Genomic DNA, 13,234 nt, shown 5'->3' on the forward strand with positions numbered 1-13,234 from the left:
ACGCCTGAAAAAGTGAACAGGAAAACCAATGAAATCAAGGGCTTATCAGACCACCCCTACGCCAGTGCTCGATCTCCTACCGTCACTTTTGACAACGAAAACAAATCGACCCCGTGTGCGCGGAAGTTTGGAATGGTCTGGTAGGCCACGGTAGCCATTGCAAGTATCAACTCGCGCACATGCGTGCAACCTCGCACGCCACCCATCGCCTCATCAATAGCCTTGCGCCAGCCAGGGCCCACAGTAGCGCCAATGAGGCCACGCACCGGATTGGCAGCATCGGAGCATTCGTCGAAAGGACTACCGGTAATGATGGCAATCGCATTGAATACCTTCAGTGTGTCGTCCAGCGTCAGCCGCACCTCCATGTAATGAAGGGCCTCGCCGGGCTGCCTCTCTCTTCCATCGGCGTTTCGCGTGAAATAAGTCTTGGTGTCCTTGATGCGCGCTTCGATGTCCCAGAGCCCATCTGCACGCAGAAATCCATGACTCTCTACGTGGCGAGAATGGATGTGTTCACGCTCTACGGAAGGGGGCAGGCTTCGCGTTGTCTCCATGGCATATCTCCTCGTCAATCGAGCTCCTGAGTCCTTCGGCCACCGACAACGATGATCTGACCGTATAGGTATCGGGATGGGGTAAATCAAGGTCTCGTCATCCGATTTCGAGTGGCATCCCAAGGCGAACCTTGCCCGGCTGATCCAGCAATGCCGCAGCGACCCGCTGCCGGTGCTCGCGCACGGTGCCACAACGCAAACTCCATGCAACGATACGGCGGTACCAGAGCTGCAGGTCGCATTCCATCATGAAGCCAATGCCACCATGGATCTGCTGCGCGGAACGCGCCACGAACACACACTTGTCACTTGCAAACGCCTTAGCCTGAGAAACTTCAACTGAGGCGGGGATACCCTGATCCAGTCGCCACAGAGCCTCTCGTGTAAGAAGCTGCGCGCCGTCGACGGCGATCAACATGTCAGCGCACAAATGCTGAATCGATTGAAACGCACCGATTGGCTGGCCGAACGCCTCGCGCTGCGCGGCATACGCGACAGCGAACTCCATGTCGCGTCGGGTGGCACCGACCAACTGCGAACACATGAGCGCAGTCGCGATGTCGAAGAGGTCCCGCGCCAGTGCCTCAGCCCGCACCGATTCGTCCACGACGTCGCATAGAGGAACGCGCAAGTCGCTGAAGTTCACGCGAGCCTGTGAGTCCTTTGCAGTAGTAACGTAGTCCACGGCCGAGACGCCTGGTGCCCCCGTATCCACGAGCGCTGCAGCTACGCCACCCTCCTCCATCCGGTAAAGGACTAGGCACATGCCGGAGGCGCGAAAACCGTCGACGAAAGAGCAACTTCCATTGAGAACGACGTATCCACCGTCACGCCGCCCTGTGAGTCCTGGGCTGTCATACGACCAAGCCCCCAACGGATCTTGTACAGCATATGACAGGATTAGGTCACCATCGATCACCCTACGTAGCAGGGCGCGCTGAGCATCCGAACCATGACGAGCCAGCACCTGCGCCACCACCAAGGTTCCGTGCAGAGGGACTGGTGCGATGTATCTCCCTGCCTCTTCCAACAAAAGACCGGCATAGGCCAGTGGCAAACCCTGGCCTCCATAGGTTTCAGGCAGGCTGATCCCCAGCCAACCAAGTTCCGCAATTCTCTGCCACAGCTGGGCACTGTACCGGCTGGGGTTTGTCTCTGTCGCGCGCACAAGCGCAGGCGTCGATTCCGCTGCGAAGAACTCGCGCGCGGTTTCCTGGATCAACGTTTCCTGTTCGTCGGGTAATACATCCACGGCGTTCAACTTTCAATTTTGGAAGAGGACATGTTTTGGGGTTTTCACATGCGGGACTTGGGCAGCCCAAGTCCCTTGCGGGCTATTTGGTCACGCATGACCTGCACACTGCCATGGTTGACAGTCGACTGGAATGCCGAGAGCAGGTTGTGCGCATACAGGCCCTCCTGCAAGTTGTCAGGCGACCCATTAAGAAGCTGCGCATGCGGCCCGAGGATTTGGCCAATGGCCTCGGTCGTACGCACTCCGTGCTCGGGCGCCCAAACCTTCTCTGCGGCACCTTCGTAACTAAAAGCCTGTCCTCGCTGTTCAATAGTCATGCTGCGCATAGTCATCAGACGACACACTTGGCCTTCAATCCACAGCTCGGCCACCTTGTCTCGCACCGAAGCATCAGAACGCAACGGGGCGGCACGGACATCATCGGATTTCAGCCAGTTGACGATGTCCTCGTCGCGCTTGACCGATATCAGGTAGCGCCATGCCCCCACGCGATCCAGATTTAGACCTCGCTGCGAGACTGCCCAACCATCACCCTCCTCGCCCAGCAGGCAAGACACCGGTACCTTCACATCATCGAAGAAGACCTCATTGGTGCGCTCCTCTCCGTAGGTCGTACCAGCAGGTCCGCCCGGATTGTTCTGCAATGTGAGCAGGGGACGCACTGTGATACCCGGCGTGTCCATCGGCACCAAGAGGATTGAAAGTCCGGCATGGCGTTTTGACTCAGGGTCAGTGCGCACCAACAGGAAGACATGAGTCGCAACCTGCGCATTGGTCGTATAGATCTTCTGACCATTAACAACATAGTGCGAGTCCTCACCAGTGCCGTTGCGTGTGGCTCTACAGCGCACGCCGGCTAAGTCAGTCCCACAGTGCGGTTCGCTGTAGCCTTGGCAGAAGATGATTTCGCGATGAATTGCCCTAGGTACGTAGTACTGCTTCTGTGCTTCCGTACCCGATGCCAGTACTGCAGGCGTTCCGGTACCTCCGCCACCGATCACGACTTGTGCGGCGCGGTAGAACTCCTCCTCCACCAGAAACTGAGTGATTCGGCTGCCTCCCTGACCGCCATAGGCTTTTGGCCAGGCGATGGCATTCCAGCCACGCTCGGCAATCTTTCTGAAAATCGGGGCAGCTCGCGGACCAAAACCTCGCCCGCGCTTTCCTGTGGTGAGGTCGGCCAAAACCTCCTCAGTGAAATGCTCTTGAATGAATGACTGAACCTCTAGGCGCAGTGCTTCTTCCTCTTCGCTGAAACTGAAATCCATGAGATGTATGCTCTTTGATGTTGATGTACTTGGTCAGCGACCGATCCTGGCCTCAATAAGGAACGGGCCAGGCCGTGCCACGGCATGCCTGAGCAGCTTCACCAGCGTTTCGCAGTTGTCCGCCGAGTCGGCCTCCACACCCATGCCTTCCGCGAGCTTCACCCAGCTGATGTCCGGGTCGACGATCGAAAGCATGCGTTCTGCACGTTCGCCCCAGGTCTTTGCACCTACGCCTACCAACTCACCTCTGAGGATCTGGTAGCCGCGGTTGGCGAATATCACCGTAACAACATTGAGCCTCTCGCGCGCTTGGGTCCAAAGCGCTTGGATGGTGTACATGGAGCTACCGTCACCTTCCATATTGATTACCACGCGCTCCGGGCAAGCAATTGCCGCACCCGTGGACATAGGCAACCCGCTACCGATCGAGCCACCAGTGAGCTGTAAGTAATCGTGAGCTGGAGCGCCCATGGAAGCCGGGAAAAATGAGCGGCCTGCGCTGATGGACTCGTCCACAATGATGGCGTTCTCAGGCATCAGCGCGGAGATGGTGCGCAGCACATTGTCGGCCGTCAGCGCACCCTGCGGCAGTGCCAACTCCCGGCGCACTTCGAGAATTGGCGCAATGCCTGTTGCGCCGACACGCTGCGCGAGTTCGCGCAGGGTCTCCTCGAGGTGGTCTGTGGGCGCGGTGAGTTCTACCAGGTTGGCGCCTGGTGCCATCAGGTAGTCGGGCTTTCCGGGATAGCCGAACATCGGAGCTGGCACCTTGGCACCGATAAGGATGACGTGCTTGACATCCTTGAAGGTCGCTACACCCTCATCCACCGGCGCGGGGGTTCTGGATATGGCGGTACGCCCTTCTCCACGTTCCATGCGTCCATTGGAATACTGGGCAAGCATTTTCGCGCCCGTGTACTGCACGATCTGACTGGCCAATGCCAGTGGAGCGGCACGTAGCGCACGCCCCCCCAGAACCAGCACAACACTTTCACCAGATTTCAGTGCCTTCACGGCTGCCTCAAATTGTTCGGCAGCAGGCAGCGTTGCCTTAGGCGTAGAAAAGTCGAGCGCATCGTGCGGCCTGGCCGGCATCCATGCCGTGTCGGCGGGCATGATTAGCGTCGCGATTCGTCCCGGCAAAGAGTTGGCCTCCCGAATGGCCTCGGCCGCGTCGGCGGCTACGCAATCCGCAGAGGTGGACGTTTTTACCCAGGCGGACATGGTGCGCGCTACGCCCTCGATGTCGCCGGTCAGTGGTGAATCGGTGACCTTGTGGCCTTGGCGATGCTCGCCCACGATATTGACCAGCGGTACTTGAGCGCGCTTGGCGTTGTGCAGATTTGCCAGCCCATTACCAAGCCCAGGCGCGAGATGAAGCAAGGTGGAAGCTGGTTTATCCGCCATGCGTGCATAGCCGTCGGCTGCACCGGTAACTACGCCCTCGAACAGACCGAGCACGCAGCGCATGCCTGGGATCTTGTCCAACGCGGCGACGAACTGCATTTCGGAGGTACCGGGATTGGCAAAACAGACATCGACCTTGCCGGCCAGAAGTGTTTCGACGAGCGTTTCCGCACCGTTGCGTTGCTGCATGAAGTCTCCTGTTGGTTTCTATTACTCGCTCTGCGAATCATGTATTCGCATTAAAAGAGTTTTGATCATATCCCCACAAAACCAGTGCGTCAACGGGACAACGTCGCATTGACAGTCGAAGCACACCTCGGTATCATTTCGAATTGCCGATTCACTCTGCAAATCATTTAAAGGGTAAACATGCTCGTCACTGACGAAGTGCGGTCCTACATAGGGCTGTCCACCAAAGCCGAATTCGCATGTGACGCGGTCGAGTCCGGCGCCGTGCGGCGCTATGCCCAAGCCATCATGGATGAGGATCCAGCCTACTTGGGTGAGACGAATGACGCCAATCGCCGCTTCGGCGGCCCAGTAGCGCCCCCACTGTTCGCAAACCATATGGTGCGCCGCCCGCTGGGCACTCCCGATCCCATCCAGGACAACGCGCAAAACCCTCTGTTCGACGGCATCGTTCCGGTTGCAAACCTTCCCGCCATCAGGCCTTTGGCGAATCTGGCTTCACTGAATGGCGGGTCAGAGTTCGAGTTCTTCCGCTATGCACGTCACGGAGAGCGCGTCAGCGTCAAGTTGAGTTATGCCGACATCACCGAGAAGGCTTCCAGCAAGGGGCCGATGGTCTTGGTGGTGCGGCTATACGAGTTCATGACCGGCGACGGAGAGCTTCTGATGCGCTCCAGAAACACCACGATCAGGAGATAAGACTATGGCAGAACAACAGTATTTTGATGACGTTTGGGTCGGTCAGGAACTGCCATGGCTCACGAAGGGGCCGCTAGGGGAAATCCATCTCTTCCGCTGGTCCGCAACCATGGAAAACTGGCATCGCATTCACTACGACCGCCGCTTTGCAGTCGAACACGACAAGCTCCCCGACCTGCTGATCAACGGCTCACTCAAGCAGCAATTCGTGGTTCAGATGGTCAAAGACTGGGCCGGCCGCGAGGGCTGGGTTTGGAAGGTGAGCTTCCAGTTCCGCGCCATGAACTCCGTAGGAGAAACCTTGCACGTCTGGGGGAGGGTCAAGTCCACCGAGCGTCTGCAGGACTATGGTCTTGTGGTCCTCGATTTGGGCATTGTTAATAAGGACGGCAAAGAGAGCACCCCTGGCGAAGCCACCCTAGCACTCCCGTTCAGGAATGGCAGGCCAGTTCCTTATCCGTTCGTGCCGCCCACACAGACCACCACCGCTTGAACTCAAGCCCTTACCAAAAGCCTTTAGGAGTACAGCACCATGGCATCACTTCCCACAAGAGTCCAGATCAACGAGGAGGGCCCGCGCGAGGGCTTCCAAATCGAGAAAGGGACTATCCCAACGGCGCGCAAGATCGAGTTGATCGACAGCCTCTCGGAAACTGGACTGAATCGCATCCAGATTGTCTCGTTCGTCAACCCAAAGGCGGTGCCAGGAATGGCCGATGCCGAGGAGGTCGTAGAGGGATTTCACAAGAAACCAGGCATCAGCTACGTGGGCCTGTGGCTCAACGATAAGGGCCTCAAGCGTGCTATAGATAGCGGTCGCCTGGAGGTCAAGGGCTCCGTATCGCTATGCGCATCTGAACCGTTCCTGATACGCAATCAGAACCGGACAATGGAGGAAAACATTCCGCTGCAGCACAAGACCATGGAGATGTTCAAGGCGCATAACGTACCCGTTCTGCGTGGCGCAGTCATGGCGGCATTCGGTTGCAACTTCGCTGGCGACATCTCCGCAGAAACAGTGTTGAAAACCGTGGCGCAGACCAAGGAAATTGCTATGGCACACGGCTACAAGTTGGAGACGATGATGCTAGCGGACACCATGGCATGGGCAACACCCCGTTCGATCAAGCGCGTGGTGGGCGCTGTGCAGGACATGCACCCCGAGTTGGATATCTGTCTGCACCTGCATGACACCCGTGGCATGGGCATCGCAAATGCCTACGCAGGCTTGGAGATGGGCGTGAGGACTTTCGACGCTGCGGTCGCAGGCCTAGGCGGCTGTCCATTCGCAGGTCACGTGGGCGCGGCCGGCAACGTTTGCACGGAAGACCTAGTTTTCATGTGCGACGAAATGGGAATCGAGACAGGCGTGAACCTTGAGACACTCTTGGAATCCGCACGGCTGGCCGAGGAGATCGTCGGGCGCCCTCTGCCAGGCTCGGTAATGAAGGGGGGAAGCCTGCGAGCCCTGCGCGACAAGATCGCGACGGCCAAAGCCGCGTGAAATCGGGGCCGAGTACACAACACAACGAAACAACATTACACCGATGGAAAATCACAAAGAATCTCAAGGGAGCGGACCTCTCAAAGGTTTGCGCGTCGTGGAGCTGGGCATGCTGTTCGCCGGCCCGCTGATCGCCACCAACCTTGCCGATTTGGGCGCGGAGATCATCAAGATCGAGCATCCCAAGGGAGACGTCGTTCGCGGCCTGGGCCAAGGCGACAACAGTCTGTGGTGGAGTGTTGTCGCACGCAACAAGAAGCTGGTAGGTGTCGATGTCAAGAAACCAGAAGGTGCGGACATTGTTCGCCGCCTACTGGCCACAGCCGATGTCTTCATCGAAAACTTCCGACCTGGTCGCGTGAAAGAGTGGGGACTGGACTACGACACACTGCGCAAGGTAAACCCGGGGCTCGTCATGCTGCACGTGAGTGGTTACGGCCAGACTGGCCCCTACAGCGAGCGTCCGGGCGTGGGCACACTCGCGGAGGCCTTCAGCGGCTATGCCCACGTGACCGGCGAACCAGACGGACCACCTACTCTGCCTTCATTCCCACTGGCTGACGGCGTGGCGGCACTCACCGGCACGTACGCCGTTCTTGCGGCACTTTGGGCACGCGATCGCAACGGTGGCATTGGCGATGAAATCGACATCAGCCTCTATGAGCCGCTGTTGAGTATGACTGGCCCGATGCTGATCAATTTCACAAAGGGAGGCGTGGTATCCAATCGCGAGGGCAATCGAGCTCGCTGGTCAACTCCGCGCAACACATACAAAACAAGAGATGATCGTTGGATCGCCGTGTCCAGCGCGGCCGATTCACCAGCAATGCGTCTGTTCCAGGCCATCGGCCGAGAGGATCTCACCACCAATCCAGCGTGGGCAACCAATCGGGAACGCCTGAAGCGCGTGGACGAATGCGATAGCATGATTGCAGCCTGGATGCTTTTGCATACGCAGGCCGAGATCATGGAACGATTAAACGAGTTCGACGTCCTGGCGGCGCCAGTCAACGACATTGAAGGAATTCTCAAGGATCCGCACGTCCAGCAGCGTGGTTCTGTGGTCAGCATTCCCGATCCGGTGCTCGGTGACACTGTCGTACAGGAGGTTGTTCCCCGCTTCCGCAATGCCCCAGGCAAAATCAATTGGTTGGGCCGGCACGAAGTTGGCACCGACACGCTGGAATTCATGGTGGAAGCCGGCTTCAGCACAGGCGAGATTCAGAAACTTCATCGGAGTGGGATCGTAAAGGTGTCTTGAGGCCGTTTTCCGAAACGGAGAGGAGCGGGAAGTTGGTTACACTTTGTGAGTAATCAATCCGCTTTTCGCAGGGAATACATGGCCGCTTCTGCCCCCAAAAAAACCGCCGCAGTGCGCAAACCTAAGAGCGCGACCGACCGACAGTTCGTGACAGCGCTTGCGCGCGGCATGTCCGTCCTGCGCTGCTTCGACGCCCTGCACACGCAACTCGGCACCACCGAAATTGCTCACATGACCAAACTGCCACAGCCGACCGTGTGGCGGTTGTGCTATACGCTTCAACAGTTGGGCTATTTAGTGCAGGCGCCCGACAGCGACAAGCTTCGCATCGGCATGTCTGTACTCGGTCTCGGACAATACGCACTGAACTCCACCGATATCGGCGAGATGATCTTGCCCGAAATGATGCAGCTAGCCAAGCAAACGGGGGCTGCGGTGTCCTTGGGTATCGTGGATCAGGATGACATTCTCATTGTCAAGCGGGCAGAGGGTGATGGTCACCTGCTGATCAACCTATCTGTCGGCTCCCGGCTACCGATTGCCACCACATCAGCCGGCTGGGCATACCTTGCTGGCTTGCCCTCACGAACACGCGACGAGACCCTGCAGAAGCTCAGATATCAAGCTAGCAACAGATGGACGGCCTTGCGCACCGCCGTAGAAGCTGCCGCGACTAATATGGAGACCAACGGCTTTGTGTTTAACGAAGGTTTCTACCATCCCGACGTCAACGCAGTGGCTGCTGCGTCTTTCGACAAACAGGGCAGACCACAGTATGTAGTGTCGTGCGGCGGCCCCAACCTGAAACCAAAGTTGCTTCGTGAGGAAATCGGTCCACGTATTGGTCGACTCGCACGCAAGATCACAGTCGCACTCGCTGGCCGCCCAACCTGACAGACGCACACAATTTCGCACCGTTTAAGGTGCATGGCCGTCGTCAATAATTTGCATTGCAAATTATTTATCCGCAGGATTGCGCGCATCCTCAACTCTGCGCAAGAATGCATGACAACGGTCTCTATGTCATGCACAACCTAACCCATTCGATCGCGAGCTTCGTCTACTCTTTCTCCGACCGAGCCGTTCCTCCTGCGTCCATAGCGCTCGCACGAGCGGCTTTCATTGACCTGGTCGGCGTCATGCTTGCAGGTGGTCACGAACCGGTAGTGGGCATCCTGAAGAAGACCATGCCAGTGCAACAGGGTGCCGCTTGCAGTTTGCTGCTGAACAATAGCGATCAGCGGGATGCCTCAACGGCGGCGCTCATCAATGGCACAGCCGCGCATGCTCTGGACTACGACGATGTGCAATTCAACGCGCATCCCAGCACGGTGCTGGTACCGGCCATCTTGGCCGAGGCCGAACGGGGCGGAGCCTCCGGCATGCGTGCACTCCAAGCCTATGTGCTGGGCTACGAGGTTTGGGGCGAACTGCACAGTCGTGAGAAGTGCCCGTATCACGACAAAGGGTGGCATCCCACAGCGGTCATGGGCACAGTGGCCGCCACAGCCTCCGTCGCCTTTCTGCGCGGACTGGATCTTGATAGGACCAGCACTGCCTTATCGCTGTCCGCCAGTTTCACCGGCGGCGTGGTAGCCAATTTCGGTTCTATGACCAAACCGATGCACGCAGGCCGGGCAGCGGCGGCGGCCGTCACAGCCGTGGACCTAGCCGAGGCGGGAATCACTGCAGGCGACGACGCGATCGGCGCGCCTGATGGCCTGTTGGCTGCGCTGTCCACGGGAGGGGAAGTGAACCGCGACTCGGCGACTGGACTGGGAACACGCTGGTTCTCCACCAACACGCCGTTGCTCTTCAAGAAATACCCAGTATGTTTTTCATCACATCGACCAATCGATTCTGTGTTGGAGCTAGCCCTAGAGCACGCACTCAAGCCAGAGGACGTGGAGCGCATCGACGTTGCCGTGCGCGGCACCCAGGCGCGAGTGCTGCGATTCGATCGGCCGAAAACCGCACTGGAGGCGAAGTTCAGCATTCAGTTTGCGGTGACCTGTGCACTGTTGCGCGGTTGGGTCGGACTGCGAGATCTAGATGATCGCTTTGTCGCCAGCGACCTAGTGCAGTCGATGTTCGCAAAGATTCACTTCACGCACCTGCCTCTCAACTCAGATGGGACACCGCCCTTGGCGGATCGCGTGCAGATAAGCATGCGAGACGGTCGGCATATAGACAGCGGTGACCTCAAGTTCGTCAAACCCCACACACATCTTCGACAGAAGTTTCTCGACTGCTGCCAAGCCGGCAACTACATCGGTGGAGATGCACTGTTCGTGATGCTCAGCGCGATTGAAACACTTGGGAACGTGCGCGCACTTTCCACTTTGAGTGCATCGTCGTCGATTACTGACTTTCACCACCCGGCTGCGCTCGCGGCCTGATTCACCTGAACGAGAAGGACCACATGACCAAGAAAGTGAAAACCGTATGGATTTCGGTAGACGGCGGGAAAGGCCAGACCTACGACGCCTATCTCGCCCTGCCACCCGCAGGCACCGGCCCCGGCATTCTGTTGTTCCAGGAGATCTTCGGGGTCAACGACCATATCCAGGGCGTGGCCGAGCAGTATGCGCAGGACGGTTTCGTCGTGTTGGCACCCGACTTGTTTTGGCGCCAGCAAGCGCGCGTGGCCTTGGGCTATGACGGAGAAGACCGAAACCAAGCTGTGGCAATGATGAAAGCTCTGGTTCCCGAAGAGATGCAAGCGGATATCCGATCGGCCCTCGCGGCGTTGCGCTCCCGCCCAGAAACAACAGGCCGCAAGTCCGGTGCACTCGGCTACTGCCTTGGCGGTCGCCTAGCCTACACGGCAGCGGCGATTACAGACGTAGACGCTGCAGTGGCGTTCTATGGTGGTGGAATCCACGACCAACTGGCACTAGCGTCTAAGCTGCAATGCCCAATCCAGTTTCACTACGGCGCTAAGGACGAAAGCATTCCGGGGTCCGCCGTCGATAGCGTGCGCGCTGCCGTCTCGGACAAGAATGCCGAGGTGTTCGTTTACGAAGGTGCAAATCACGGATTCAACTGCTGGGACCGTGGCACCTATCACCCAAATAGCGCAGCACTTGGCCACGGTCGGGCACTGACATTTCTCGCGCAGCACCTTTTTTGACGGCTCTACAGCCGCATCTATGCCCTTCACCCACTTAATCGTTGGCGGTGGATCCGCCGGCTGCGTGCTGGCCAACCGCCTTTCTGCCAGGCCCGGCAACAATGTCCTACTCATCGAGGCCGGTGCCGACTTCCCCACCAGCGCGACGCCCGATGACATTCTGGACACCTATGCAGGTCGAGCCCTTGGCAACCGCGCGTATTTCTGGGATCTGCAGGTGCGCCGTGGGGACGACGTGCCATACCTCAACGAAAAGTCTTGCCGGCCCATTCGCTACGAGCAAGCCCGCGTGATTGGAGGCGGCTCAAGCATCAACGGTCAGGTCGCTTTGCGCGGCATGCCCGTGGACTTCCACCGCTGGAGTAGTCTGGGTGCTACCGGCTGGGACTGGGAAGGGGTGTTGCCCTACTTCTGCAAGCTCGAGTCGGACACACATTTTCCCGGTGACATGCACGGCGCCAATGGCCCCATCCCAATACGACGCTTCTTTCGCGAAGACTGGGACCCGTTCACCTGCAGCGTGGCACATGAGTGGGAGCAGCAAGGTTATGGGTACATGCCGGATATGAACGGCATGTGGGACGACGGCTTCGCGCCCATCCCCGTATCCAATGATGGACATAAGCGCGTGTCCACCGCCATGGGTTACCTTACGGACGCTGTGCGCGCACGGCCCAATTTGCAGATTCTGGCGCACACGGAAGTGCTGCGGCTGGTGCTCGAAGGCCGGCGCGCCATCGGCGTTGAAGTGCGCGATGAGACAGGTGCGCAACGCATCGTAACTGCGGACAACGTGATTCTGAGTGCAGGAACACTCCGCACACCATGGCTACTAATGGCCTCCGGCATCGGTCCCGCACGGCACCTGGCAGAACACGGTGTCCCAGTTGTGGTCGATCGCCCCGGCGTGGGACAAAACCTGCAGGACCACCCTCTCCTATCGATATCAGCCTATCTGAGCCGCAGTGCTCGCTCCTCTGGTGCAGCGCGGCGCAACTTTGCCTACCTGCGGTACACCTCTGGCATGGCGCCAGGCTGGAACAGCGACATGATCATGATGGCCGTATGCCGCTCCTCGTGGCACGCGGTTGGCCAACGCATCGGCACTCTGGCGGCCAACCTAGCATATGCATACTCGCGCGGCACGGTGACGCTGTCATCTCAAGGTTTAGCAGCTGGTCCGGACGTGTCCTTCAACTGGCTGGCAGACGAACGCGACCGTAGTCGCATGATGGATGCCTTTCGCCGCATGGCACGGTTGTACGAAAGCGAGGGAGTTTCAAGGTACGCCTCGTATCCTTTCCCTAGCAGCTACTCAGCCCGAGTACGACTGATTCAGCAGAACACGTTCCGCAACGCCGCTATGACAAGAGCGGGGGCCATTCTGATGGAGAGCTCGCCGCTTGCACGCCGATTCATCATTCGCAACTTTATTCAGGATGCACCTCCCGTGTCGCAGTTGCTGCGCGACGAAAATGCGCTGGAGGCCTACGTATGTGCCAACGTCGGTTCCACCTTTCACCCGGTAGGTACATGCCGGATGGGTGCAGAGGGTGATGTGCAGTCGGTGGTGGACCCGCGTGGTGGAGTCATTGGCATGCGCAACCTGTACGTAGCCGATGCCTCGCTCATGCCCGAGATCACTCGTACCAATACGAATCTGCCGACCATCATGATCGCGGAGAAGATGGCCGATCTAATCGGCACGGCAGGTTGATATCCACCTCGCCCCAAAAGGACGAGATTTCACGCATCCGGTCGGCCATGCCCGGCCGCGGCCATGAGGCATATCGCCCCAGAATCCCAATTTGCCAAGGCTACGCAGGCTTTCAACTCCATCAGGGTGAGGGGGTCGATTTGTTTTCGTTGTCAAAAGTGACGGTAGGAGATCGAGCACTGGCGTAGGGGTGGTCTGATAAGCCCTTGATTTCATTGGTTTTCCTGTTCACTTTTTCAGGCGT

Annotated in this window: 12 protein-coding genes; 8 read left to right on the forward strand and 4 right to left on the reverse strand. The window is 58.3% G+C overall.

What is annotated here, in order from left to right; all coding sequences use genetic code 11:
• Positions 1-56 precede the first annotated feature (56 nt).
• The 4 genes from FFS09_RS29750 to FFS09_RS29765 form a co-directional block, all read right to left on the reverse strand.
• Entirely contained in the window at positions 57-557 is a 501-nt protein-coding gene (locus tag FFS09_RS29750) for a DUF2889 domain-containing protein (protein WP_137922514.1), read from the reverse strand.
• A gap of 97 nt (positions 558-654) precedes the next feature.
• Entirely contained in the window at positions 655-1,809 is a 1,155-nt protein-coding gene (locus tag FFS09_RS29755; RefSeq protein ID WP_252374570.1) for an acyl-CoA dehydrogenase family protein, read from the reverse strand.
• A gap of 44 nt (positions 1,810-1,853) precedes the next feature.
• Positions 1,854-3,080, reverse strand: coding sequence for an acyl-CoA dehydrogenase family protein (locus FFS09_RS29760; RefSeq protein ID WP_137922516.1), 1,227 nt, complete (start codon positions 3,078-3,080; stop codon positions 1,854-1,856).
• 33 nt (positions 3,081-3,113) lie between these two features.
• A complete protein-coding gene (locus FFS09_RS29765; protein ID WP_137922517.1) occupies positions 3,114-4,676 on the reverse strand; it encodes an acetolactate synthase large subunit in 1,563 nt (520 codons plus the stop codon).
• Between the two features lie 180 nt (positions 4,677-4,856).
• Here FFS09_RS29765 and FFS09_RS29770 point away from each other — a divergent pair, with 180 nt between their 5' ends.
• The 8 genes from FFS09_RS29770 (at position 4,857) to FFS09_RS29805 (ending at position 12,990) form a co-directional block, all read left to right on the forward strand.
• On the forward strand, positions 4,857-5,375 hold the full coding sequence (locus FFS09_RS29770; RefSeq protein ID WP_137922518.1) for an FAS1-like dehydratase domain-containing protein: 519 nt from the start codon (positions 4,857-4,859) through the stop codon (positions 5,373-5,375).
• Positions 5,376-5,379: 4 nt separating this feature from the next.
• Complete coding sequence (locus FFS09_RS29775) at positions 5,380-5,868, forward strand: hotdog family protein (protein WP_137922519.1); 489 nt, start codon at positions 5,380-5,382, stop codon at positions 5,866-5,868.
• A 39-nt stretch (positions 5,869-5,907) separates the two neighbouring features.
• Entirely contained in the window at positions 5,908-6,879 is a 972-nt protein-coding gene (locus tag FFS09_RS29780; protein ID WP_137922520.1) for a hydroxymethylglutaryl-CoA lyase, read from the forward strand.
• A 43-nt stretch (positions 6,880-6,922) separates the two neighbouring features.
• Positions 6,923-8,140, forward strand: coding sequence for a CaiB/BaiF CoA transferase family protein (locus FFS09_RS29785; protein ID WP_137922521.1), 1,218 nt, complete (start codon positions 6,923-6,925; stop codon positions 8,138-8,140).
• Between the two features lie 78 nt (positions 8,141-8,218).
• Positions 8,219-9,034: an IclR family transcriptional regulator gene (locus tag FFS09_RS29790; protein ID WP_137922522.1), complete on the forward strand. Its 816-nt coding sequence runs from the start codon at positions 8,219-8,221 to the stop codon at positions 9,032-9,034.
• Between the two features lie 107 nt (positions 9,035-9,141).
• The gene (locus FFS09_RS29795) at positions 9,142-10,539 is read left to right on the forward strand and encodes an MmgE/PrpD family protein (RefSeq protein ID WP_212745183.1); all 1,398 of its coding nucleotides are present in this window, start codon (positions 9,142-9,144) and stop codon (positions 10,537-10,539) included.
• Positions 10,540-10,562: 23 nt separating this feature from the next.
• Positions 10,563-11,273, forward strand: a complete 711-nt coding sequence (locus tag FFS09_RS29800) for a dienelactone hydrolase family protein (RefSeq protein WP_137922524.1) — start codon at positions 10,563-10,565, stop codon at positions 11,271-11,273.
• Between the two features lie 19 nt (positions 11,274-11,292).
• Positions 11,293-12,990, forward strand: coding sequence for a GMC family oxidoreductase (locus tag FFS09_RS29805; RefSeq protein WP_137922525.1), 1,698 nt, complete (start codon positions 11,293-11,295; stop codon positions 12,988-12,990).
• Positions 12,991-13,234: the final 244 nt, after the last annotated feature.

Origin of the sequence: Hydrogenophaga sp. 2FB (assembly GCF_005503365.1) — a bacterium.
Lineage (GTDB): Bacteria > Pseudomonadota > Gammaproteobacteria > Burkholderiales > Burkholderiaceae_C > Hydrogenophaga.

Bases quoted from the DNA above. Each gene is read 5' to 3' on its own strand.
- FFS09_RS29765 (WP_137922517.1), bottom strand. From the start codon at position 4,676: ATGCAGCAACGCAACGGTGCGGAAACGCTCGTCGAAACACTTCTGGCC.
- FFS09_RS29770 (WP_137922518.1), top strand. From the start codon at position 4,857: ATGCTCGTCACTGACGAAGTGCGGTCCTACATAGGGCTGTCCACCAAA.
- FFS09_RS29790 (WP_137922522.1), top strand. From the start codon at position 8,219: ATGGCCGCTTCTGCCCCCAAAAAAACCGCCGCAGTGCGCAAACCTAAG.
- FFS09_RS29750 (WP_137922514.1), bottom strand. From the start codon at position 557: ATGGAGACAACGCGAAGCCTGCCCCCTTCCGTAGAGCGTGAACACATC.
- FFS09_RS29785 (WP_137922521.1), top strand. From the start codon at position 6,923: ATGGAAAATCACAAAGAATCTCAAGGGAGCGGACCTCTCAAAGGTTTG.
- FFS09_RS29760 (WP_137922516.1), bottom strand. From the start codon at position 3,080: ATGGATTTCAGTTTCAGCGAAGAGGAAGAAGCACTGCGCCTAGAGGTT.
- FFS09_RS29780 (WP_137922520.1), top strand. From the start codon at position 5,908: ATGGCATCACTTCCCACAAGAGTCCAGATCAACGAGGAGGGCCCGCGC.
- FFS09_RS29775 (WP_137922519.1), top strand. From the start codon at position 5,380: ATGGCAGAACAACAGTATTTTGATGACGTTTGGGTCGGTCAGGAACTG.
- FFS09_RS29795 (WP_212745183.1), top strand. From the start codon at position 9,142: ATGCATGACAACGGTCTCTATGTCATGCACAACCTAACCCATTCGATC.
- FFS09_RS29800 (WP_137922524.1), top strand. From the start codon at position 10,563: ATGACCAAGAAAGTGAAAACCGTATGGATTTCGGTAGACGGCGGGAAA.
- FFS09_RS29805 (WP_137922525.1), top strand. From the start codon at position 11,293: ATGCCCTTCACCCACTTAATCGTTGGCGGTGGATCCGCCGGCTGCGTG.